22 protein-coding genes are annotated in these 24,884 nt (G+C 46.8%); 17 read left to right on the forward strand and 5 right to left on the reverse strand.

The window, feature by feature from the left end:
• The first annotated feature begins 17 nt into the window (after positions 1–17).
• Both pdxR and HQN88_RS34775 read left to right on the forward strand, forming a co-directional pair.
• Entirely contained in the window at positions 18–1,670 is a 1,653-nt protein-coding gene (gene pdxR, locus HQN88_RS34770) for a MocR-like pyridoxine biosynthesis transcription factor PdxR (RefSeq protein WP_274318834.1), read from the forward strand.
• 306 nt (positions 1,671–1,976) lie between these two features.
• Entirely contained in the window at positions 1,977–3,416 is a 1,440-nt protein-coding gene (locus tag HQN88_RS34775) for an NAD-dependent malic enzyme (protein WP_173120902.1), read from the forward strand.
• A 57-nt stretch (positions 3,417–3,473) separates the two neighbouring features.
• Here HQN88_RS34775 and HQN88_RS34780 read toward each other — a convergent pair whose 3' ends face one another.
• Both HQN88_RS34780 and asd read right to left on the reverse strand, forming a co-directional pair.
• Positions 3,474–4,688, reverse strand: a complete 1,215-nt coding sequence (locus HQN88_RS34780) for an MFS transporter (protein WP_246320628.1) — start codon at positions 4,686–4,688, stop codon at positions 3,474–3,476.
• A 74-nt stretch (positions 4,689–4,762) separates the two neighbouring features.
• Positions 4,763–5,551, reverse strand: coding sequence for an archaetidylserine decarboxylase (gene asd, locus HQN88_RS34785; protein ID WP_173120906.1), 789 nt, complete (start codon positions 5,549–5,551; stop codon positions 4,763–4,765).
• A 203-nt stretch (positions 5,552–5,754) separates the two neighbouring features.
• Here asd and HQN88_RS34790 point away from each other — a divergent pair, with 203 nt between their 5' ends.
• Positions 5,755–6,051 (forward strand): transposase, encoded by a 297-nt coding sequence (locus HQN88_RS34790; protein WP_173120908.1) that lies wholly within the window; start codon positions 5,755–5,757, stop codon positions 6,049–6,051.
• A gap of 76 nt (positions 6,052–6,127) precedes the next feature.
• Positions 6,128–7,429 (forward strand): beta-N-acetylhexosaminidase, encoded by a 1,302-nt coding sequence (gene nagZ / locus HQN88_RS34795; protein ID WP_173120910.1) that lies wholly within the window; start codon positions 6,128–6,130, stop codon positions 7,427–7,429.
• Between the two features lie 1,110 nt (positions 7,430–8,539).
• Here the strand turns inward: nagZ and HQN88_RS34800 are convergent.
• Positions 8,540–9,640 carry a YheC/YheD family endospore coat-associated protein gene (locus HQN88_RS34800; protein ID WP_173120912.1) on the reverse strand — a complete coding sequence of 367 codons (1,101 nt, stop codon included), beginning with the start codon at positions 9,638–9,640 and terminating at the stop codon, positions 8,540–8,542.
• 215 nt (positions 9,641–9,855) lie between these two features.
• Here HQN88_RS34800 and HQN88_RS34805 point away from each other — a divergent pair, with 215 nt between their 5' ends.
• The 13 genes from HQN88_RS34805 (at position 9,856) to HQN88_RS34865 (ending at position 22,249) form a co-directional block, all read left to right on the forward strand.
• Positions 9,856–11,046, forward strand: coding sequence for a glycosyltransferase family 4 protein (locus HQN88_RS34805; RefSeq protein ID WP_173120914.1), 1,191 nt, complete (start codon positions 9,856–9,858; stop codon positions 11,044–11,046).
• 91 nt (positions 11,047–11,137) lie between these two features.
• On the forward strand, positions 11,138–14,497 hold the full coding sequence (locus HQN88_RS34810) for a WIAG-tail domain (RefSeq protein WP_173120916.1): 3,360 nt from the start codon (positions 11,138–11,140) through the stop codon (positions 14,495–14,497).
• Between the two features lie 224 nt (positions 14,498–14,721).
• The gene (locus HQN88_RS34815; protein WP_173120918.1) at positions 14,722–15,441 is read left to right on the forward strand and encodes a sugar phosphate nucleotidyltransferase; all 720 of its coding nucleotides are present in this window, start codon (positions 14,722–14,724) and stop codon (positions 15,439–15,441) included.
• Positions 15,441–16,442, forward strand: coding sequence for a dTDP-glucose 4,6-dehydratase (gene rfbB, locus HQN88_RS34820; RefSeq protein WP_173120920.1), 1,002 nt, complete (start codon positions 15,441–15,443; stop codon positions 16,440–16,442). Before HQN88_RS34815 ends, rfbB begins: the two co-directional genes overlap by 1 nt.
• Positions 16,439–17,326: a dTDP-4-dehydrorhamnose reductase gene (rfbD, locus tag HQN88_RS34825; protein WP_173120922.1), complete on the forward strand. Its 888-nt coding sequence runs from the start codon at positions 16,439–16,441 to the stop codon at positions 17,324–17,326. The genes rfbB and rfbD overlap by 4 nt, the downstream gene beginning before the upstream one ends.
• Complete coding sequence (locus HQN88_RS34830; RefSeq protein ID WP_173120924.1) at positions 17,320–18,411, forward strand: CgeB family protein; 1,092 nt, start codon at positions 17,320–17,322, stop codon at positions 18,409–18,411. The genes rfbD and HQN88_RS34830 overlap by 7 nt, the downstream gene beginning before the upstream one ends.
• 15 nt (positions 18,412–18,426) lie before the next feature.
• Complete coding sequence (locus tag HQN88_RS34835; RefSeq protein ID WP_274318835.1) at positions 18,427–19,572, forward strand: CgeB family protein; 1,146 nt, start codon at positions 18,427–18,429, stop codon at positions 19,570–19,572.
• A gap of 82 nt (positions 19,573–19,654) precedes the next feature.
• A complete protein-coding gene (locus HQN88_RS34840) occupies positions 19,655–20,035 on the forward strand; it encodes a hypothetical protein (RefSeq protein ID WP_173120925.1) in 381 nt (126 codons plus the stop codon).
• Between the two features lie 23 nt (positions 20,036–20,058).
• The gene (locus tag HQN88_RS34845) at positions 20,059–20,580 is read left to right on the forward strand and encodes a glycosyltransferase (protein WP_173120927.1); all 522 of its coding nucleotides are present in this window, start codon (positions 20,059–20,061) and stop codon (positions 20,578–20,580) included.
• Entirely contained in the window at positions 20,540–21,274 is a 735-nt protein-coding gene (locus tag HQN88_RS34850; protein WP_337995173.1) for a glycosyltransferase family 2 protein, read from the forward strand. Before HQN88_RS34845 ends, HQN88_RS34850 begins: the two co-directional genes overlap by 41 nt.
• 59 nt (positions 21,275–21,333) lie before the next feature.
• On the forward strand, positions 21,334–21,621 hold the full coding sequence (locus HQN88_RS34855) for a nucleoside-diphosphate sugar epimerase (protein WP_173120931.1): 288 nt from the start codon (positions 21,334–21,336) through the stop codon (positions 21,619–21,621).
• A gap of 11 nt (positions 21,622–21,632) precedes the next feature.
• Entirely contained in the window at positions 21,633–21,989 is a 357-nt protein-coding gene (locus HQN88_RS34860; protein ID WP_173120933.1) for an alpha-helical endospore appendage domain-containing protein, read from the forward strand.
• The gene (locus tag HQN88_RS34865) at positions 21,986–22,249 is read left to right on the forward strand and encodes a hypothetical protein (protein ID WP_173120936.1); all 264 of its coding nucleotides are present in this window, start codon (positions 21,986–21,988) and stop codon (positions 22,247–22,249) included. Before HQN88_RS34860 ends, HQN88_RS34865 begins: the two co-directional genes overlap by 4 nt.
• Before the next feature lie 34 nt (positions 22,250–22,283).
• On the opposite strand, the gene HQN88_RS34870 is transcribed toward HQN88_RS34865, so the two are convergent.
• A complete protein-coding gene (locus tag HQN88_RS34870; RefSeq protein ID WP_173120938.1) occupies positions 22,284–23,273 on the reverse strand; it encodes a ketoacyl-ACP synthase III in 990 nt (329 codons plus the stop codon).
• A 192-nt stretch (positions 23,274–23,465) separates the two neighbouring features.
• Entirely contained in the window at positions 23,466–24,860 is a 1,395-nt protein-coding gene (locus tag HQN88_RS34875; protein WP_173120940.1) for an ADP-ribosylglycohydrolase family protein, read from the reverse strand.
• Positions 24,861–24,884: the final 24 nt, after the last annotated feature.

Here is a 24,884-nt window from a genome sequence, read left to right on the forward strand (position 1 = left end):
TTGATTTCTCCTTACTCGTGAATGATTTTAATGTGATTGTAGTAAGCATACTGTATGATTGGATTCATAATAAGTACCAATATGACTCAATTTATATGTACCATTTTAAAAAGAAAAGAAGTGGTTGTATGGCATTTTATGTGCCGTTTCAAGCGTACTATACACGATATTCTAGTAAATACGGTGCTTTGTATCATGCTCTTCGTGATGAAATCGTGGGAAATAAATTGAAGCAGAATACCAAATTGCCCTCAAGCCGGGACTTAGCTGATCAACTGGGTATTTCTAGGGGAACGGTAAATCAAGTGTACGATATGCTGATCGCAGAAGGATATTTGCAGGCAGATGTTGGAAGAGGCACTTTCGTCGTCTATGCGGCCGGTCATGTGATGTATGAGGCTAAGGTGGGGAAGCATATAGAATTGTCAGCTTGGGGTGTCCGAGTGAGCGAAGGTGTGGATGCTGGGGGGCGTGGGAAAGAGGGTAAGGCTGATCTGGCAAGTGTGCAGGGGGAGCTAGATGGAAATGCTGAAGACGTTAAAGAGCAGAGGAAAGAGCGAGAACTAGTAGGTTTGCCAAATGGAAGAGAGATTGCGTTCGTGGTGGCACGTCCGCAGATGGAACAGTTCCCGCGGGAACAATGGAACCGCGGCATGTACGAGCAGGTGCGGCAGATGACGGAGTCGCCGCAAGCGGATGCCCACATCGCCGAGGGACACTACGCGCTTCGCGAAGCGATCGCAGTGCACCTACGGCGGATGCGAGGCATCGATGCGCTTCCGGAACGCATCGTGATCGTCAATGGGTCGATGCAGGCGATAGCCCTGCTGACCCAACTGCTCGTAAACCCAGGCGATCCCGTGGTGCTGGAGCGCCCCGGGTATCAAGGCGCCAGCCGCGCTGTGCTGGCGGCTGGCGGTGTGCCCGTCCACGCGCCAGTGGACGAGCACGGGCTCATTCCGCAGCCGTGGAACGCGCGGCTGCTGTTCGTGACGCCCAGCCGCCAATTCCCTACGGGGGCGGTGCTGGGCCTGGAGCGCCGCCAGCTCCTGCTGCGCTGGGCGGCAGAGCAAGGCGCTGTCATCGTCGAAGACGACTATGACAGCGAGTTCAGGCACCGCGGGCGGCCCATTGAGCCGCTCAAGGTGCTGGACCAAGAGGGCCGAGTGGTCTACATCGGCACCTTTTCCAAAACGATGCTGCAGGACCTGCGCATCGGCTATGTCGTGCTGCCGGAGGCGTTGCACGACGCATTTGTAGCCGCGAAGCGGCTATACGAGCCGCACCCAACGGGGCTGCTCGAACAGCGCTCGCTCGCAGCGTTCATGGCGAGCGGCGGCTACGAGCGACACCTGCGCCGCATGCGGCGGGTATACGCGAGCAAGTTCTTGCTCCTGCAGGCGCTGCTGCAGGAGCAGTTGTCCACCCTCTTCGAGTGGGTGGACAGCGATAGCGGGCTGCATCTGTTCGGGTGGTGGCGCGGGGACCTGCGCACCTATTCCGCATATGCAGCCGCATGTCGGGCAGCCGGCGTGACCTGGACGGACGCCGGCAACTACGCGCTCCCGCCAGACAGAGCGGGAGTCTGCTTCGGATTCGCCCATCTAACAGAGGCTGAGATTAAGCAAGGCATCACCTTGCTCAACTCCATCTCTGAAGGATTCTCCTGATTCATTCGCTCTATAGGTGTGGGTTTTTGTTTGCTCTTTATGCCCATCTCTGTAGGATTCTCCTGATTCATTCGCTCTATAGATGTGGGTTTTTCTTTGTTCTTTAGGCTCCATCTCTGTAGGCTTTTCTTAACTTTTTATGTCCTATCTATGTCGTACTTTACCAAATCCCTTCTCGCCTATCATAAAAAGTCTCTATCACTGTGCAAGATAAGTCTTTTGGGCAATAACTTTGTTTGCAATAAGTTGTATGTTATCATCTAACATGTGTTCAATTAAATTACAAATCGTAGGAGTGATCCTTTCATGGCTGGATTAAATGGTGGGGGCACAAGTGTCATCGTGCGACTGGAAATACATAAAGAACTCGTAACCTTTGGACGAATTGCAACAGCCATTGGTGATGCAGGCGGCGATATTGTGGCGATTGACGTCACGAGAGCTAGCAAAACGACGACTACACGTGATATTACAGTCAAAGTAAGTGATCCCGAGCATACGGAAACGATAACGAAAGCACTAAAGGTTATTCCAGGTGTCCGCATCATTAACGTGTCTGATCAGACCTTCCTGCTTCACTTGGGTGGAAAAATCGAAGTCACCCCCAAAGTACCAATTAAGAACCGGGACGATTTATCCCGCGTATATACACCAGGAGTTGCCAGGGTTTGTATGGCGATTCATGAAGACCCGAGCAAGGCACATTCATTGACGATTAAAAGGAATACCGTTGCTGTTGTGTCCGATGGTTCAGCCGTACTGGGACTAGGGAATATTGGACCTGAAGCGGCAATGCCCGTAATGGAAGGGAAAGCGATGCTATTTAAACAAATGGCAGGCGTAGATGCGTTCCCGATTTGTTTGGATACCCAAGATACCGAAGAAATTATTCGTACCGTGAAGGCGATTGCGCCAGGGTTTGGCGGAATTAATTTGGAGGATATTTCTTCACCGCGTTGTTTTGAAATTGAAGAACGTTTAATTAATGAGCTTGATATTCCCGTGTTTCATGATGATCAGCACGGTACTGCAGTTGTCATTCTAGCTGGACTGCTAAATGCAGTTAAGTTGGTAGGAAAGCAACTGGAGTCATGTAAAGTAGTTATAACGGGTATCGGGGCTGCAGGTATTGCTTGTACCAAAATGCTAATCTCAGCAGGTGTCACCAATGTCATTGGAGTGGATCGTCAAGGGGCTATTGTGCGAGGCGATGAGTTCACGAACAAGGCTTGGGAGTGGTACGCAGAAAATACGAATCCTGGGCTAGAACGTGGTACTTTATCTGATGTCATCTCAGGTGCAGATATTTTCATCGGTCTTTCAGGTCCGGGCGTGCTGAAGCAAGATGATGTGAAGCGTATGGCGACTGACCCGATTGTTTTCGCAATGGCAAATCCCACACCGGAAATCACGCCAGAAGAAGCGGAGCCTTATGTTCGCGTAATGGCGACAGGACGCTCAGATTATCCGAATCAAATTAACAATGTACTTTGTTTCCCTGGTATTTTCCGCGGCGTGTTAGATTGCCGAGCATCCAAGATCACGCAAGAGATGAAGCTTGCTGCAGCCAAAGCGATTGCTGCTGTCGTAAATGAGGACGAGCTGAACGAGTATTACATTATTCCCAGCGTGTTCAATCACGCGGTGGTGGAGAAAGTTAGAGAAGCTGTTATGGAAGCGGCTTTTGAATCAGGTGTTGCGCGTCGTCGCAGCCAACGCGAAGTCAACGAAGCACATCACGATTAATCGAAAAAAGCAGTTCGGTACAACGCTGATCCAGCGTGCCGAACTGCTTTTTATATTTTAGGCTTGTTCTTCTGTCCATTCCTTCAACTTACGATCGGTAGGAAGCAAGAAAGTAAGTATGCCTAGTAGAGGGAGAAATGCGCATAGTTCCATGACTCGGGATGTTCCGATCGTATCACAAAGGTTACCGAGTACGACGCTTCCGATACCTCCTAGACCGAAGGCTAGACCCGTGATAAGACCTGATACAGTCCCAACTTTGCCAGGGAAAAGCATTTGAGCATATACGACGGTAACAGAGAAGCTAGCTAAGAGAATAACACCGATAATAACGAGCAACACGTACGCCCAACCGACGGACACATGCGGTAACAATAAGGCGAAAGGTGCTGATCCTAACATGGAAAAGAAAATGACATTACGTTTACCGAAGCGATCCGCAATCGGTCCGCCGAAGAAAGTACCAACGGCCCCAGCCGCCAGGAATAAGAAAATGAAATTCTGCGCACGGTCAATGGAAATGCCATATTTATCTTGCAGGAAAAAGGCAAAATAGCCGCTCATTGCCGCGCCATACCATGAACGGACAAACACTAGGAATATCAGTACACTGATTGCAAACATGACTTGCTTGCGCCGCTGCGGACTAACAACACGTTTTACGACGGTTTTAGCTTTTACAGGTGCGTCTTGAAGGACAACTTTGTACCAACGAGCTATGTACAATTGCACAGCGATCGCGATAGCCGCGACACCCGTAAACCAGATCGATCCGAACAATCCTAGCGGAATGAAGATCCATTTGGTCATAATGGGAGCCAATGACTGACCAGCATTACCGCCGACTTGGAAGATCGATTGGGCCAGACCTTTGCGGTTACCGGCAGCCATATGCGAAACACGTGAGCCTTCTGGATGGAAGGCGGCCGAGCCAAGTCCGACAAAACAGACAGACAAAAGAACTACCCAATACGAATGAGCAAATGCTAGCAGCAGCATGCCGATCAAGGTCGATGTCATCCCAATTGGCAGCATGTATGGAGATGGCTTACGATCCGTGTAGAGTCCAACGACAGGCTGCATAATGGATGCTGTAAAGTTGATTGCGAATTGCACCCAGCCGACTTGCGCGTAGCTGAGTCCCATTTCATCTTTCAGAATGGGGAAAATAGCTGGAATCACGGATTGAATGGAATCGTTGAGCAAATGAACAAGCCCAATCGCGAATAAAATCCGATAAACAGTAGGTTTGATATCTCCCGTTCCTTGCATGCTTGTTGAGCTATGTTTAGGAGATGATGTTGAAATGGATGCCATGGTTTCTCCTCTCAGGTTCTGATTCCCGACTAGGTGTCTAAGAAACGTCCGAGATCTTCGCCCATTTTCACTTTAGAGCCAAGCTTTAGATCAGGACGTGCTTCGAACATTCCATCTTCAAATAACAGAACGACCGTAGAGCCAAACTCGAAATAGGCGAGCTCTTGACCGCGTTCAAGTGTTTTTGGAAGTGGTGTTACATATTGGATGGAGCTCACATTGAGTGCGCCGACTTTGACAACGGCTACTTCTCCAGTTGCATGTTGAATGAATGTAATCAATCGCTCGTTGCGGCTAAGTACACGTTTCATATGACGCAGTCCGAATTCATTAACGGGATACACCTTCCCAAGGACATGCTCTTTCTCCAAGATATCCCCCGAAATTGGAGAGTGAATTCGGTGATAATCAGTTGGACTCAGATATAGAACGAAATAAAAGCCGTTATTGTAATTTACTGTGCGCGGTGAGCGGTTAAGCAACTCGTCGATCGTATAGTCTTGACCTTTGACATTGACGATCAAGCCTTCTTTGATATCACCAATACCTGTAATCATGGCATCGACCGGACTTACAACTCGTGTTGTGTCTTCGTGAATCGGGCGCAAGCCAGGCTTCAATCTGCGAGTGAAGAAATCATTCAGGGATTTATACTCCTTGATATGCTTTTCAGCATCTTCAATGCGGATACCATAAGTTTGGGCAAAACGAGGGATAAAGAGTCGGCTTATTTTGGAACGAGCAAGGGCACCTGTTAGTTGTGAGACCCATTTGCGTGAAGACAACTCGGTCAGTAATCGGAAAAAAGGCTTAGACATAGATCATAAACTCCTGTTCATTCGTTGGTTAGGAAGGACTCTGGCCTCAGCACATAGTATCCTATTATCGGTTCTTCGCTAATCTTGCCACAGAAAGGTAAAAGAATCAATTGCCTATTGTTCAATTCCTTGGGACTAGCCGAGCAAGTTTCTGTATTTTCGACAGCAAATTCGTCAATGCTGTTGAAGAGGTGAACGCGACAATGTCGATAATAATCGTAATTTTTGTTATTCTGATTCCGCTAGTCATGCTTGCTAGTGCATGGTTACTTCAATCCTTTAAACATGTATTTGCAGGGGCAGCGGTTCTATGTGCGTATATATTTGGTGCAATTAGTTCGATGAATGTGTATCAGATTGTTCGGGATGATACGGTTTTCATGACGAACATCCATGTTGTTTTTACAAACAAGCTATTTCTATTCACAGGTGGGTATTTAGGGGCATATGGGATTTATGTGCTGTTTCATTGTTTTTTGAAAGGACTTCGCAGCGATTGAAGCGGCAATTCAACGATTTCACTGCAATGTGCGTCTACTTTATATATTGACTGTGAAAGTAAAGGCAGGTGACAACATGAAACGAGATTTATCCCAAATTATGCGGAGAGTGGGTACAGTTGGAGGATTAATGCTCCTTCTAACGGGTTGTGCGGCACGTCATGAAGCTCAGCCAAGTGGATCTCCCGTACCGAGTATACCGCCTGCAACGGTCTCGCCAACAGTAGTACCAAGCGCTACACCTATCCCATCGATCGCTCCTACGCCTTCACCAACCCCTGTAGCATCGGTGGATTTTCCAAAGATGACACTGGATGAGAAGCTAGGACAACTGATAATCGCGGGAATCGATGATTACAGTATTAATGAAGAGTCTCGGAAACTGATTGCAACCTATCATATAGGCGGAATTATTCTGTATAAGCCGAATGTGAAAGATACGAATCAATTAGTGAGCCTTGTCAATGATCTGAAAAAGTCGAATACGGTAAACAAGCTTCCACTATGGCTTGGTGTTGATGAAGAAGGCGGCAGGGTTACGCGTTTGCCCGATGAAATTACGAAAACACCTACGAGTCAGTCCATTGGAAAATCGGGTAAAACCGAGTTAGCTCATAGTATTGGTCAGTTGCTGGGGAAAGAGTTGAATGCCTATGGGCTTAATATGGATTTTGCGCCTGATTTGGACATCAACAGCAACCCTAAGAACCCGGTTATTGGTGATCGATCTTTTGGCGCGAATGCAGCGCTCGTGAGTAGCTTCGGAATTCCCATGATGAATGGCATACAAGAGATGAAGGTTGTTCCGGTTGTGAAGCATTTTCCGGGACATGGGGATACGGCTGTTGATTCACATATTGGCTTACCCGTTGTTCAAAATGACCTCGCTCGCTTGCGAAAGCTTGAGTTGATCCCGTTTGCAAATGCGATTAAGCATCAGGCGGATGCGATTATGGTTGCTCATATTTTGCTGCCAAAAATAGATGCGAAATACCCGGCTTCGATGTCGAAGACGATCATGACGGATATTCTTCGCAAGGAGCTTGGCTTCAAGGGACTCATCATGACAGATGATATGACGATGGGCGCCATTGCGGAAAATTATGAAATGGGCGAAGCCGCCGTGAAGTCTGTTCTTGCGGGTTCCAATGTAGTGATGGTCGGGCACGATCCGCAGAAAGCGATAGCGGTTATTAATGCTTTGCGTACCGCTGTTCAAGCGGGGCGGATTCCCTTGGACACGATTGATCAGAGTGTGGAACAAGTCTATAAGCTGAAGATGAAGTATAAGCTTCAGGATCTTCCGGTGAGTGCACCGGATCCGAAGCTGCTGAATGCTGAAGTTCAGCGGGTGCTGGCTCCGCTCAGCGCAAAGTAGGGAGTGGCGTTGTGGTGGTACTGAGATGCCATTATCTCAGTTGACCGCCGCACGGTAGGGTGCGGAGGGCGAACAACAAACTAAACTAACTACATTATAGCCCTCGCCCTCATCAACACAGCGTTACATGTATCTCATTCTACCTATGGCAAACTAGCTAGTTTACGCCCTCGCCCCCATCAACTTAGCGTTACAATCCACCTCATTCTGCCTTAACAAACTAGCTATTTTACTCCCTTATCTCATCAACACAGCGCTACAATACACCTCATTCTGCCTTAACAAACTAGCTATTTTACGCCCTTATCTCATCACACAGCGCTACAATATACCTCATTCTGCCCTAATAAACTAGCTACTTTACGCCCTTACCTCATTAACACACAGCATTACAATGCACCGCATTCTGCCCTAACAAACTAGCTACTTCATGCCCTCACCTCATCAACACAGCGTTACAATGTACCTCATTCTGCCTATGGCATACTAGCTATTTCACACCCTCGCCCCCATCAACACAGCATTATAATGCACCGCATTCTGCCCTATCAAACTAGCTACTTAATTGCCCTCACCTCATCAAAACAGCGTTACAATGTACCTCATTCTGCCTTAACAAACTAGCTACTTGGGTCGGAATCACGTACATCTTAGAGATCTCGCGAGAACAAGTATACGAATTAGGAACTTGGCGAGTCAGAGATGGGTCTGCATACTGTTGTTTGAAATAAAATAACTGGAAAATATACAGCTATATTGAAAGATTTCTATTGATTTTTTGATTTAAATGGAAAATATGTAGCTAATTTCTCGGTTTTCTCCTCATAAGGAGGAAATGGCGGGAATTAGCTGTAGGTTTTCCAGTTATTTACCACTGGGAGGGGTTTTTAGCTAAAATAGATGTATAATTTCCAGTTAATCGCCACCGTGGTGTGCGCGGTATGGCTCGCACCTGCCGGCTCGCACCTGCCGGCTCGCACCTGCCGGCTTGCGCCTACGCTAGCCCGGCCCCACCGCAAAAAAACCGTCCCCCGAGTAAACTCGGAATGACGGTTTTTTTGCTTCGCTCTGATGCTTAGCTGGCATTCTCGCTCTAATACTTTCCCGCTTCTAGCAAGGAGGTGTGCCGCCATCCAAAATGAATTTGGCATAGGCCATAGGGTTGAAATAGGTGGCTTTCCAACATTCTTGCATATTTGCCTCGCGGAAACTGTAACGTTGGTCCTTCCCATTGCATTCGATAAACAATGGGAACCCATCATTCGTCATAGCAATGTCGAGTCCTAAATCAGCCAAGTTCGGTAATTCTGTGCTGAGATGCTGGGCGACCAAGAGCGCGAAATTCGTCATCTGGAGACATACGGTCTCCGGATCAAGCTGTGGATAGTGGCTATTCAAAATATCGGATAAGGATTTGACTCGCCCGCCTTGCGCGACATTCGTTAAGAAATGCTTACGGGAGGCTACCTTGGCAATGATGCCAGTAACGCCCCATGATCCATCACTTCCACGCTGAACGGAAATACGTAGGTCAAAGGGAGAACCATCTACCGTGGCAAGAGGCAGGCATTGTTGAACCATATAGCTGCTCCTTACGATCCGCCGACGGAGAAGTAGGGGCAAGTGTTGACGGAACTTGAGTGTTCGCCAAGTCCGATTCGTAAGTTTCATGTTAACCGGATAAATAAGTTTCCATAAATTACCTTGTCGTTCCAACTTCATCACACCGCGTCCGATGCTAGAGTTAGTTGGCTTGATAATTAACGAGTCAAAGGAATCCATCATGGCCTTAACATTTTCAATTGTAGCGGGAAATGTACAGGGGAGATGGGGGCGAATGCTCTCATTTTTCATTAAAATGTCATGTATGCGCATCTTGCTATAGCGGTTCCAACGATTGAATAGCGTAACACCTCGCTGAGTCCATGCTTCCAAAATTTTAGACGAAGATGAGTCCAAATAAATGGCGCGATTATGAATGACTTTAGGGAGATCAGACCATTTTCTTTTGAAATGTTGGCCATCCTTTACATAAGCATGTACTTTCATTGTTTTCATATGAACATCATGAATTCGGAAATAACAAGGCGTTAGGCCATAGAGTTTGCAAGCATCCTCGTAAAATCGAATGGCTTCGTATTGTGTGTTCCCTAGAGGAATACCTGCAAACAAGGAATCGTTAACTAAAATACCCACATAGGGATTACTCATTGACTTCACTCCCTCGCTAATTGGGACTTGAATATTTGCCGAAAATGGAATCACTCTTAGTTTATGGAAATAGAACAAGACTTGTTTGTACAAATGCTGATACTTTCTTCTAAAACAAGGACAGACGCCTATGCTTTACCACTTTATCCGCATATGTATAGAAGGAAGTAGCAAAATGGGGAAGCTCAGCCTCATTTATCCAGGAGGTTTAGAAGTTGAAGACTAAACGGAAGCCCAAATCGAACCGTCTCGTCATCGTCACCCCAGGATCCTTTCCTATACCTTCAGGGTCTAGTAGCTCGGTTGAGCAAGTGGTTCAGAAGACGGCAGAGCAATTGGTGAAGAGCATGCCTGTAGTCGTACTTGGACGAAAAGCATCTTATCAACCCTGGCAGGAAATTCGGCAGGGTGTAACGTATCACCGAGTACCTTATCAGACGCAAGCTACCTATGTGAAACAAGTATCTAAACAGATATCCGCGTTAAGTCCTGGTATTATTCAAGTGGATAATCGACCTCGATTCCTTCCCTTTCTTCGCAAACGATACCCTCATTCGATCGCAAGTCTCGTCCTCCACTCTACGTCCTTTATCACAAGACCTTATATTTCTAACTCATCTTTAACCGTGTGTTTGCGTGCTGCTGATGTCATTATCGTTAATAGCGATTTTCTAAAGCGGTTTCTGCAAAAAAAAGTGCCGAGTGCTGCGCATAAAATAGTTACACATTATTTAGGTGTTGATGTTGCTCAATTTACTTCCAAATGGTCGGATGAAGGCATCAAATCTCGTAATGAAATGCGCAAAGATCTAGATTGTGAGCATCGCAAAATTATTTTATTTGTAGGTAGATTGATTCCTAAGAAAGGTGTTCATTATCTGCTGAAAGCGATGAAAAGTGTCATAAAGAGTGAACCAAGCGCCAAGCTTGTTATCGTTGGGAGTGCTTTTTATGGATCAAAGAAAGAAACCAAGTATGTAAGACAATTAGTTAAAGCAGCAAGGACGATGCCTAAACATGTCCAATTTATTCCGTATGTGAAGCATCAAGAAATGCCCAAATGGGTCCGAATCGCTGATGTTTTCGTTGTCCCCTCGATTGGGAAGGAAGCTTTTGGTCTTGTTAATGTGGAGGCCATGGCTAGTGGTGTTCCCGTTGTAGCAACTAGAGTGGGCGGGATTCAAGAGGTTGTGGAAGATGGCAAGACCGGCTATTTAATTGAGCCTGGCGCCATTGACGATGAGCTCCCTGACCGTGTCTTACGGTTGCTGAAAGATGAGACCCTTCAACGTAAGCTAGGGGAAAACGGCATCAAGCGGGTTGATAATCTATTCACGTGGCAGCGAGCTGCTGAGGTGAGGTCAGCGTTGTACAGTCAAATGCTGGAGGAAACGGCTCTTGTCTAGGTGAGCGCACATTTTTTGGGGCTAATGTACTTATCAAGGTGAGAATGAATATGTTACCAAAGATAAATCTTGGCGAATGGAGAGGAGTCATATGAATAAGCGTAAGAGCAGCACTACCCAGAAAGCGAACGTGCACAAAGTGAACGCTAACTTGAATGAATTAAAGTGGCTCGATGAAGCACCAATAAAGCAAGACAAAGTGGTAGAACAACCCAAACTAATTGCGAAAACGAATCCATTGGTGACAGAGAAGTCAGAGAAGTCAGAGAAGTTTGAGAAGACAGAGCCCAATAAAGTCCTGCATGTCTCCAAAGTTGTAGAGCAAATCACACCTGATTTGTTATTAACGGAGCGAAGAACGGGGAAATTCGTTGACCCGGTTGTCTATACGGACGACATTGTAGATGAAGCGGTAACATGGGACAAAATTGCAAGCCGGTCGATAGATGATACGAAGATAAAACCGTTCAGCATTGGTGCCAGATCGATCAAGGATGGTACGATCGAACCTTCCAAATTAGCGCAGGGGAGCGTAACTCGTCCTAAAATTGCCAACCAGGCTATCCATGATGAACATGTTGCTCCAAACAGTATAGCAGGAGATAAAATTCAAGATAATACATTGTCGGGTGGAAAGCTGTTTGATAACTCCATCACAACTGCTAAAATCGCAGATAAATCAGTGGATGCCGCGAAATTGGCAGACGGAGCCATTTTGCCACAACATTTATCCGAGCTGATTATTACAAGTGACTATATTGATCAACAAGCGATCACGTCAGATAAAATCCTCAGCGGTGCTATTCAAACAAAGCATTTGGCCAATTATATAATTGATACGGCTAAACTCATGGATGCTTCCATCACCTCTGCAAAAATTAGAGAAGGTGCTGTCACACAAGATAAATTGGCGAGCGGCAGTATCAGTTCTGCTCATATCCAGGGCGAAAGTATTCAGACGGAACATCTCAGAAATCACTCTATTATAAGTGACAAGCTTGCAGATCAATCTATAACAAGTGCTAAGCTGGCTCCGCATGCCGTAGATTCGATGCATATCACACAATCCGCGGTAAGGGGTGTTCACATTGAAGGTGCTGAGGTAACGAGTTACCACATCGCTGATCAAGCTATACGGACTAAGCATATCGGAGAAGGCGCCATAGAAACGAAGCTCATTCAAGATGGAGCGATTACCGTAGCGAAATTAGGCGAGAAGATTGTAACAAGCAAGCATATTACGCCGCAAGCGATCGAGTCTAGCCACCTGAACGATGGCGTCATTTCTAGCAGCAAATTGCAAGACGGATCGGTCACGACGGATAAACTTGCGCAAGGTGCCATCATCGCTAAACATATTGGTTCTCACATCATTAAGACTGAGCATCTGGAGGAGAATGTAGTTTCTACTTCCAAAATTGCTGCAGGATCGGTTATTACAGATAAATTGGCAGAGGGAAGTGTAAGTAATTCCAAATTAAAGGATGAGAGTATCACCTCGAACAAAATTGCTTACCGTACCATCAATGCTGCCCATTTGCAGGAAGAGATTATTTCAACGAGTCACATCGCAAAAGGCGCGATTGGTGAGAAACAAATCGATCTGCATGCGATTCATCGCAACCATATTACAGACGAAGCGATTACAACTAGACATATTCAGGAAGAAAGCATTACCACGAGTAAGCTTGCAGAGGAAACTGTAACAACGGCGAAGATCGCTTCCTTGTCGATTGAATCACGCCATTTACAAGATGGAATTGTCGATGGTGCTCATATTAAACCAGGGGCCATTACTTCTGAGCATCTGGCACAAGGATCCATCACGCTGGAAGTATTCGCAGATCGCAGTCTAACAGGCAATAAACTACAGGAAAGTGCAATCTCGACTGAAATCTTAGCTGACGGTGCAGTCACGGAAGAGAAGCTCGCAAATGGCGCAGTAGGCACACAGCATCTTCAGGCGGAGTCGGTGACGACGAGAATCATTGCCAATCAAGCCATAACGAACGCGAAATTAGAGGATGATGTTGTGACGTCCGATAAGCTTGCTGATGGTAGTGTAAATAGTGCCAAAATCGCGAACAAAGCAGTGAATGCAGAGCATATAACTGACGGTGCTATTACGGCTTCTAAATTGGCGAATGAAAGCGTACATGGCAGTAAGCTGGCACCTGCAGCTGTCGTTTCCCGGCATTTGGCTGATGGCTCCGTCATTAGCTCGAAAGTGGCATTTCGAGTAATCAATAGCGAGCATTTGGCAGAGGGGGCGGTAGTAAGCACCAAGCTGGCGAATCAGAGTGTAGACGGCTCGAAAATCATGCCGGGTACAATCACAGACGAACATCTTTCACTAGGCGTTGTGAATGGTACGAAGTTGGCGTATGGTTCTGTAAGTAATCAGCATCTCGTAGCAGGAGCTATTGACTCTGAGAAGTTAGCTGTAAACTCGGTAGATGGCAGTAAACTGATGTCGGGTTCGGTGAATAATTATCATCTGGCCGATCATGCCGTATATGGTGTGAAATTGGCACCAGAGAGCGTGGATGGAAGTAAGCTGGCGCTAGGCGCTGTAAATGGTGACCATCTGGCTGATCATGTTGTGGATGCATCTAAGCTGGCGTCGGGGAGTGTGGATAGCTCTAAAATTATCTACGGTGCGATTCAACGAGAGCATTTATCGGACTTTATCATTGATGGACTGAAGCTCTCCTTAGGCTCTGTGACTAGCAGTCATCTGGCACCTAGTTCTATTGATGGTGGGAAGCTGCAAAATGCCAGCATTGATAGTTCCAAACTAATCGATGGAACGATCGGAAGTGAACACCTGCAAGATGAAGCCGTCACAGGTAGTAAGCTTGCTGCTAGTAGTGTGGACAGCAGTAAGCTGGTATTCGGAGCAGTGAATACGGAGCACCTGTCTGATGACGCTGTTACAGGAGAGAAGATATCCGTTAACAGCATTGATGGCAGTAAAGTTATCGACGGTGCGATCGATACCTCTAAACTGGCTGATGGCAGTGTAGACAGTTATAAGCTGGCGCAGGGAGCGGTAACGGATTTTCATCTAGCAACGGGAAGTATTGATGGAACTAAGCTGCAAGCCGGGGTTATCACGAATCAACATGTCGCAGATGCCTCCATTACAGTGACGAAATTGGCGGATAGTGTTGTGCGCACTTCCTCCGGGCAACGAAATGTGTTACAGCAGTTCGGTCTTGAACCATTTGTTATGAAGATTCAGGATGAAACCATTGAGCTGGTACTTCATTTTGAAGAGGAATATGCGAATACGAATTATGTGTTAACCGCGATTACGAATCACCCGGCCTGTTATGTCATTGTTAGTCAAAAGTCTACAGGCAGCGCAGTGCTGTCCATTATACGAGCCAAGTTTTCACCAGATCAACAGGGCGTTGTGAATTGGATGGCCATCGGTAAGACTCTTTAGTCGCCACGACGTGAACTTTTGCATCAGAAAACAAAAAAACGGAGTTTCGCACCTTAGCGAGACTACTGTTTTTTTGTTTTTTACTATTCGATAGATAGATGACCAATTTTCAATTTAGGGGTAATCGTCCAATTTCCGTCTATCACGAAAGCATATGATAGTAGAAATGGATGTGACTAAGCACCATAGGATAGCATACGAACGTTCGTGAAGGGGGATGGCTTGTGAAAGGTGTCGTGCTTGCAGGAGGAACTGGAAGTCGTTTACGCCCTTTAACGCATATTATCAACAAACATTTACTTCCAGTTGGTGATCTGCCAATGATTCAATATGCCATTGATAAACTAAGTCAAGCGGGCATTCAGGATATTCTTGTCATTACGGGGAAACAATCTGCGAGCTTATATGTAGACTACTTGGGCAGTGGTGACCCGTTCGGAGTGAATCTAACATACAAGATCCAAGAGAATGCAGGAGGTATTGCGCAAGCCTTGGCATTGGCGGAGGATTTCGTGGGGGAGGGTGAGAAATTCGTGGTGATATTAGGAGATAATTTATTCCTAGATCCACTTCAGCCCATGATTGAAACCTTTTATCAGCAGGACGAAGGGGCTATGGTCATTTTAAAAGAGGTGGAAGATCCTCGTAGATATGGCGTAGCAACAATGAAGCACAAACAGATTGAACGTATTGTAGAGAAGCCGGAGTATCCGACCTCTCCATTTGCTGTGACGGGGATCTATTTATATGACTCTTCTGTATTTGAAATTATTAAATCACAATCACCTTCAGCAAGAGGCGAGATGGAAATCACGGATGTTAATAATGTGTACGCAGCCGCAGGCATGCTGGCTCATATGTTCTTGACAGGTTGGTGGATTGACGCGGGTACGCATGAATCGCTCTTTCAAGCCACGCTGTTAGTAAGAAAGGGGTACAGCTAATGCAGTCATTGCTTGTGACAGGGGGTATGGGTTTTATTGGAAGTAATTTCATTCATTACTGGAAGAAGCATCATCCAGATGATCAAATAATCAATGTTGATTTACTTACGTATGCAGGGAATAGGGACAATGCTAGGATGTTTGATGGTCAAGTTGGTTATCAATTTGTGCAATGTGATATTGGTAATGAGGCGCTCATGATGAAACTGATGCAAGGCATCGACGTGGTTGTTCACTTTGCCGCAGAATCCCATGTAGATCGAAGTATTCATGACCCGGGCAGTTTTGTAAGAACGAATGTGGTTGGCACTCAAGTCTTGCTTGAGGCCGCACGTCAAGCTCAGGTTAAGAAGTTTATTCATATATCCACAGATGAAGTGTATGGTTCACTTGGAGCTGAAGGAGCCTTCAGTGAAGAAACACCAATTGCGCCGAATTCTCCATATTCAGCTAGTAAAGCAAGCTCCGATTTGCTAGTAAGAGCTTACTATGAGACGTATGGATTCCCGGCTGTGATTACACGTTGCTCCAACAATTATGGTCCCCGCCAATTTCCAGAGAAGCTAATCCCACTTCTAATTACTCGTGCGCTGCGCAATGAAACGATACCCCTATATGGTGATGGATTGAATGTACGAGACTGGTTGTATGTAGATGATCATTGCTCTGCCATTGAGCGCGTAATTGAAGCTGGTGTGCCGGGAGAGGTCTACAACATTGGCGGCCAGAATGAGCGAACGAATTTGGAGGTTGTCCAGAGCATTTTGAAGCTGCTTGGCAAACCTGAATCAATCATTCAATATGTGGCGGATCGGCTTGGACATGATCGGAGGTACGCGATCGACAGCTCGAAGATACGGCGCGAGTTAGGGTGGTCGCCGGCTTACTCGTTTGAGAAGGGTCTGCAACAGACGCTGGAGTGGTATGTAAGTGAAACCGAGTGGTGCGCCCGTATTGCAGACGGTTCGTACCGTGTTGATAAAGAAGCTGATCCCACTTGAAAATTGTTATTACTGGTGCCGGCGGGCAGTTAGGATATGACCTTAAGCGAGTGCTGAGCCCTATGCATGAAGTTATCTCTTGGGGAAAATCGGAATTGGATGTTAGACAAGAACAAGAGGTCTTGGATAAGCTGCTGAACGACCGACCGGATGTTGTTGTTCATGCTGCTGCCTATACGAATGTAGATAGAGCTGAATTCGAGAAGGAGTCTGCCTATCAAGTGAACGCTTTGGGTGCGCTATATCTTGCACAGGCTTGCGCGATCGTTGGGGCCAAGCTCGTCTATGTCAGTACAGATTACGTATTCGATGGCACGAAGCGAAATCCCTATCAAGAGACGGATATACCCAATCCGCTCAATAGCTACGGTCAATCTAAACTTCTTGGGGAGAAATTCGTTGCTATGACTTGCATGAAGCATTTTATTGTACGAACTTCTTGGTTATATGGTCAGAAAGGAACAAATTTTGTAACCAAAGTATTGGAGAAGGCGCGCGAGAATCAGACGCTATCCATTGTAGATGATCAATTTGGCTCGCCCACCTATTGCTTGGATTTGGCCATTTTCATTCGTGAGCTCATTGAAACGGACCGATATGGTCTCTATCATGCCTCCAATCAAGGCGTATGTTCCAGGTATGAATTTGCCTTGCATATCCTTCAAGCGGCTGGCCTGGCGCATATTCCCCTGAAGCCCGTGCCTACGCATGCTTTCCCACCAGCACCAGCTGCAAGACCTATGTATACGGCATTTGCACACAAAGCCATGCAAAACAATGGGTTTGAGCCAATGCGAAACTGGCGATTAGCTCTGGATTTCTTTCTACAGGTAGATTTTTACGATACAGCTGTAAGGGCTAAGAGGGTGAAAGATATATGGTAATTCGTAACCGCGTAGCGGAGGGGCGCAGTCATGGATTTCAGGCTGGAAGGGAAAGTGGCTTTCGTATGGGGAGATGCCAGTTTGCCCTCGACACCTGCTATCCAGCACCTATTCCGTTGAGAGAAGCCAGTGTTTTATTTATTGTTCAGGGTATCTTCGATGCCATTGACAAAGGAATTATTCATGGTCTGCAACAAACAGTCCGAGTTGTATACACAGCCACTGCTGCGGATATGCTCCGATTAGCCAATGAGCTTAAACCAAATCTGGTGCTTGTCATGAATGGGCTTCATGTTTTCCCTATTGATCATGTTAATCATGTGGATCAAGTAAGACAGATGGGGATTCGAACCGCCATTTGGTTTGCGGACGATCCCTATTTTACTGATCAGACATACGCATTAGCTCCTCACTATGATTATGTATTCACGCATGAAATGTCTTGTGTACCGTTCTATCAGGGGATAGGCTGCAGGCAAGTTCACTACTTGCCTTTGGCGGCTAACCCAACTGTGTTTAAACCTGAGCATATTAGCCCTGACTACCGAAGCGATATCTGCTTTATTGGTACGGGCTTTCCTAACCGAATTGCTCTCTTCAATGAATTAACTCCCTTCTTGATAGGAAAAAAAGTGGTTATTGCTGGGGGATTATGGGACCGTCTAGATCGCTTCGCCTTGCTGCAACAAGGGATTAAGTTACAAGGAGTTCCGGTTGAAGAGTCTGTAAAGTATTATAATGGTGCCAAAATCGTCCTGAATATTCACCGACTTACGTATGATGCAACCTACAATAAAAACAGCAGAAATTTACCGGGACATTCCATTAATCCGAGAACCTATGAGATCGCGGGATGTGGAACCTTGCAAATAACGGATTATCGCCATGATTTGGAGCAGCACTATCGACCAGGACATGAAATCGAAACCTTCCATCATACGGGAGAGCTTCTTCATAAATTAAGTCATTATTTAGTTCATGAAGAAGAACGATTGCGTATTGCGATGAATGGGATGAGAAGAACACGAATGGAACATTCGTTTGCAAATCGTTTAGTTAAGTTGTTGGACATTGTATTTGCCTAGAAGGGAGTGACGGTTGTGAGTTTTATCAATAATGCGCATGCTCGGGAGCGCGGACTTGCTGATGGTAATCAATTAGGTCGTGATAATGGCGTCAGGATGGGACAATGTGAAGCGATCATCCAAAAAGCGGCACGTGACCGTGCGCCAAGTCCTTTCTGGGACGTACGTGTGTTGTTTGTTACCTCGGGCAAAGGGTACCCTTACGAGCCATTGGATCTCGCTGTTATTAACGGCCTTCGGCCGATAGTACGCGAGTTGATTATAGGAAACTGTGACAAGGATCTAATCCGTATCGGGAATCCAAAAGCCAATGTCGAAACACTTGCGGCGAGGTACCGACCTGATGTGATGATTGTTCTAGAGGGGATGAATCTCTCCTTGGATGCTGTTGATCGGGTTCGCCATATGGGCATTCGGACTGCCATATGGCTAACTGATGATCCCTATTACACGGATATTTTCGCTTCCTATGCAAGGCACTATGATTATTTATTTACCTTAGAAGTGAATTGTGTACAGTTTTATCGGGAGATGGGTTGTCAGCAGGTTCATTATTTACCTCTAGCCTTTCAACCGGAAATGTTTCGACCAAGACCAGTGCCAAAAGGTGTCCACCGCGATATTTGCTTTATTGGCTCGGCTTACTGGAACCGCGTTGGCGTGTTCAATCAGATTGCACCGTTTTTAGCGAGCAAACGTATCATCATCTCCGGAATTTGGTGGGAACGTCTGAAGAGATATCGCCTGCTTGCACCTCAAATTCAATTGAATACGTGGATGACGCCAGATCAAACCGCCACGTTCTATAATGGGGCGAAAATTGTCATTAATATGCATAGAGCTTTCGATGACCTATCGTATAACCACAACTCTCGCCGAATTAGCGGCGCATCGCCTAATCCGCGGACTTTTGAGATTTCTGGCTGCGGCGCATTTCAATTGACGGACATTCGGGATGATTTAGTCAATTTCTATACACCTGACTATGACATCGTGACGTATGCATCACCAGAAGAAATGCTTCACAAGATGAATCATTATTTAGTTCACGATGAGGAACGTAAGCAAATAGCCATGCGTGGGCTCTATCGCACGATGCGAGACCATACCTATACCAATCGACTTATCACGATGCTTTCTATCATTTTTGGGCCTAGATAAAGGCTGAACAATGACGTTAATTTCATAATTCGTGTTGAAATTGACTTCAAGAGAACTATTTTAGAAAGATGAGGTGTAGAAATTGATCACGAAAAGAAAGGTTCGCAAGCTGACCGTGAGCAGAATGATTCAAAAGAAGCGAGTGGGATCGCCAAGAAAGGTAGGTCTTAAAAAACGTAACCTGGTAAGAAAAAAGGGACGTACCATTCGTCGGTTGAGGCCACTTGCAAGACGAAAGGGAAAACGCAGATTAGTTCGTCGTCTAATTCGATTTCCTAGGCGCAAGGGGAGCCGAATCATTGCTCGTCGACGCAAAGTCGCGCGGCGTATTATCCAAAGTCCAAGAGCTAGGCGAGCCCAATTGGCCTATGATCGAGCCTTCAATGAAGCTTACAATGCGAGCTACGGTGCTGCCTTCGCAGAAGGATATGCGTGGGAGCTTTCGAATCCAACGATTGCTTAAAGTGAAGTCATGAGGTGAGCCAGTTGCTTAAACTTATCAGAAAGAAGCGGATGAGAGGGCAGGTTTCTTTGAAGAAGAGAAGTAAACGAAATCTTCTAAAGAAACCCAAACGCCGATTCATTCCTAAGCGTAAGAGATCTTTTGCTCGGGTAAATAGGACAAGTGTCCATCCTGTCGGTGCGATCATCATAGCTTCCAATGCAGAAGGAACGATTGAGCATGTGTTGGAGCCATTGAGACGTATGCCACTTCGGGAGATTATCGTCATTGTACATGGTTCTGTGGACCGTACGTTAGATATGGTTAAAAGGCATTCCCGTGCCATTATTATTCATGATCCTCAAACAATCGAACCGGATGCCGCAAGAGCGCTGGCTGCGAGGATATCGCGGTCAGAGTACTTGCTTTTCATAGAAGGGGACAAGGTTGTTCCTGCGGATGAGTTACTTCCGTCTCTTCAAAATGTAGCAATAGGAATTGAAAATGGCACATTAACGAGGAGGCATGAACTTGCAATTAACGAGCATCATTATTCCTACGTTTAATGGTTTAGCTTTGCTGAAAGCTTGTGTCGCATCAATCCGTCAGCATACATCCGTACCATATGAAATTATCGTTGTGGATAATGGCTCTGGGGATGGTACATTGACTTACTGCCGTAATGAAAATATCAAGTTCGTGGCGCTGCCAGTTAATCTGGGGTTTCCAGCTGCTTGTAATTACGGGTTGCGTTTGGCTGAAGGTGACTCGTTAATGCTTCTAAATAACGATACCATCGTAACGCACAATTGGCTGCCTAAACTCCTGAACTGCTTATACAGTCGAGAAGATATTGGTATGGTAGGTCCGGTCTCTAACTATGTCAAAGGCAAGCAAAAAATCCGTGTCCCTTTTACTGGTATTGCGAACATGGCACGCATCTATCATCATGTAAATCCTGGGAAATGGCGTGAAACCAAGCGCTTGGTTGGCTTCTGTTTGTTATTTAAACGGAAGCTGATTGAGCAGATCGGTGATCTAGATGAACGATTTGCACCTGGATATTATGAAGATGATGACTATTCCTACCGAGTACGATTAGCGGGCTATCAGCTGCTCATAGCAGGCGATTGCTTCGTTTATCATCGTGGAAGTGTTAGTTTTCGAAAAAATACCCGTCGATCTAAGCTCTTGCTGCTGCGACGCAATCGCAGGAAATTTATTCATAAATGGGGCGTCGATCCCCTTCAGTTTATTTAGGCACCGTTTTACGATCAACAGCATAACGTAGAGTGAAAAAGGTTGTAGGAGGAGTAAGTGTGGAGGAGCGAGTGACGCAAATTATTTCTCAAATTGCAGCTTCACATAGCCAAATGGGACGAATATTGGAAACGCATCGGCATGTGTCTGCACAAATGGCGGCTATTGCAGGAGATCTGCCGGATTCTCATCCTGAGTTTGGTGGATTGGGTATGCTGCAGAAGCGGGCTTTACAACTAACCCAAAATGTAACGGCCTATTTAAACAGCCTTGCTGATTTGGAAGAAGCTATGGCGATGCAAACAGAAATGTTGATGAAAGAAATCCATGTACCTGATGAAGAATAGAGGGAATGACCTTGGATAGAACGGATCTTTATATGCAAATGTTAGATGCGACAGCCAAGCTGCAACACGAAATAAGTCTGATGCTGGAAGCAAGAGTCGTTGAAGCGTCAAAGTCGCAAAACTGGATTTGTCAGCATATCAATGGGGCAAATCTGGAGGGACATGACCATAAAATGAAAGTAACTGGCCAAATTCATGAAAGTGTCATTGAACTTATAGATGGTTTAACAAAAATGGAGAATGCGCTAAATCGCCAGATGAAGGCGTTGATTGGAAAACATTCTTCAGGTTCCGCGTTAGGCTTAGGGTCCGATGATGCTATGGAATTTGGCGGCCTACATCCGTTTGGCGAGGATGGGAAACTGTGAAGGAATGGAATCGGGAACGCGTGGAGCTGCATATGTTGATCTCGCTGGCCAGAAGCCAGCGAGCGTTATGCAGAATCATTGAATCTGTAGCAGATCACATAGAGGGTTCTGAACAGCTTGCTGGTCATGTTACGGAAAATCTAAAGTCGATAAGCGACTATCAGCATGCGTTGATGTTGAAATTATCGAACCAGAAGCAGCCTACACGAAAGCGTGTCAGTGGCAAACCGGCTAAGCCTTGGTTGAATAGAAATGTGTAGTCTCACACGTACGAACAATCGAAAGCAAACATACTTAACCCCAACGTACGATTAAACCAGCGTGCGTCAAACCTCCGCCAAATCCATAGAGCAGCAAGTTGTCGCCGGCCTTAACTTTGCCATCTTTTATCCCCAAATCCAGAGCAAGCGGGATGGAAGCGGCGGAAGTGTTGCCGAAGTATTCAAGGCTGTACAGCGCCTTTTCGAGCGGGATCCCGCTCTTCTCACAGATGGAGTCAATCATACGCAGGTTCGCGCTATGAGGGATGAACCAATCGATCGCCGCGAGTGGCAATCCGCTCTTATGGAGCAACATCTCGATGCCCTGCGGCACGGTCGAAACCGCGAATCGGTAAACTTCACGTCCGTTCTGGACGAGCTTTCCATCCCCTAGCAGCGCATCGCCATTCAGCTCTGCAGCCAGTCCCGTCCGGTACACATGCTTAGCACCTGTACCATCTGATCCCATATGATGAGCGAGGAAAGCGGGGGCGGCTTCTTCGCGCTCAACGACTACGGCGCCAGCGCCATCCCCAAATAGGATACAGGTGGATCGGTCCGTATAATCTGTGATCTTGGATAAGGCGTCACTGCCGATCACAAGAATTTTGTGATGGACACCAGCAGACACAAGGGCACTAGCGGTATGAAGCGCATAGGCGAAGCCCGCGCATGTCGCATTGAGATCATAGGCTCCCGCGGCCTGGATGCCGAAGTGGGCCTGAACTTGGCAGGCAACAGGCGTTGACGATAAATCTGGTGTATGTGTGGATACGATGACGAGGTCTACCTCGTCAAGGGAACTGGGGTATCGATCGAGCAAATTTTGCACGGCTGCTATACATAAATGGCTGGTGAACTCATGCGCTCCGGCAATCCGGCGTTCTCGAATTCCTGTGCGCTGCACGATCCATTCATCATTCGTATCCACCATATGGGAAAGCTCTTCGTTGGTTAATATGCGATCAGGCACATACGTGCCGATGGCTGAAATCCGCGCTTGCAAAGAAATTGAGGATGGCATGAGAGACACTCCTTTAGGATGTGGTTTTGTTTAAATTAGTACTAGATATTAGTACTTGGTACTAATTTTAGTTTAAGTTATAGCTGAGGACTTGTCAATGGGATGATGTTGTTTAGATAGATAAAAGCGCTGTGAACTACTGTGCAATTTTGCAAAATAGTTCACAGCGCCTTTATTGTGTTTATGGAAGGATTACGCTTTGTTCTCCTGATTGTAAAGCTCGCTCGGCACGATTTTATGTGATTTTTCGCTAACGATCCGCGGCAAACGTCCGAGGCGAGCCGCCAACTGGGACAGCGACTGCTCGTAGAAGTAAGCGAGACCTGTGCGGATTGTATCCTGGAACGGCGAGGTCCAACGGTCGCGGTCAAAGCCGTCGGGGCCGAACCAGGCACCGAGCAAGGAGCCGACGCTTGCGCCGAAGCTGTCTGTATCGTTGCCTTGCGCGACTTGCTTGCAGATCCCATCACCAACATTCTCGGCGAACAGGAATGTGTTGATGAGTGTGCCGATTTCCTGATGGATGCCGCAATGCTGGAACTCACCGTATCGCGTGTGAATGGCGTCATACGCTTCAAGCCAATCGCCAGCTTTTATGACGATGTCTCGACATGTCGAAGCTGATTCGTAGAAGCGACTTCGCTGCGGGATGAACTGCAGAGCGGTGTCAATGACCGCGATCCGGTCATCCAAGACCTGAGCTGCAGCGATGGCAGCGGCCAAGAACATAGTTGCGTAAACGCCCGTGCGGCGGTGCGTGAAGCTCGCGTCGCGCCAAGCAAGTTCAGCCGCGAGCGCTGGATTGCCCGGACAGGCATAGCCGTAGGCGTCCGCGCGGATAGCGGCGCCGCATAGCTCGCTGTCTGGCGTCAGCACGTCACCCCAACGCTGAATCTCTTCGAGCGGGATTGGTGATTTGTCAAGCTCCAAGTAACTAAGCCCAGATCGGAGCAGCATGACGCGCTCTGGTCCCCATGTCGTGCTGATAGGGAGGTGATTAAGCCATAGATTGCGCACGTCTAGCTGCGTGAAAGCGGTCCCGAATTGCTCGAGTGCGAGCATGCCCATCAGCGTGTAGTTGATGTCATCGTCTGCCGCCACGAATTGTATGCGATCACGTGCTGTTTCGAACCAGGACCAGTGGCGTCTGCCGAGAGCACGAAGCATCTCGTCAGATATGTAAGCGCGAAGTGGCCATTCTCCGACTTTTGAGAAGGCTTCGCGCATCTCGTACAAATTCGGATTTACTTCCAGCGGCTTTCCGAGCATGGAGCCGCACACGGAGGAAAGAAATGCCGTCTCCACGCGGCGTGAGCTCTCCTCCAAATTCACCGCACTCAGCATGCCTAGAGGTCTCGCCGGATCGCATTCTTTCCAAATCTCTTCAATTGTATCGGGTTCATAGTAGGGCCAATCGTGCCGCAGCGGCATTGCTGCGAGTGATTGTGCAAATGTGAAATAAGCGTCATAGCTCGTAGGTAAACTTTCAAGACGATGCAGATAACCGGACGTGTCATGGCCTTGGGCAAATTTATTGCGTAGAATGACGGAGAGCTGGTCTTTCAGGAAAGGAAGGGATAGTAGCATGGTGGAATCGGCCTCCATTGTTGT

Origin of the sequence: Paenibacillus qinlingensis, assembly GCF_013204845.1 — a bacterium.
GTDB classification, from domain to species: domain Bacteria; phylum Bacillota; class Bacilli; order Paenibacillales; family NBRC-103111; genus Paenibacillus_E; species Paenibacillus_E qinlingensis.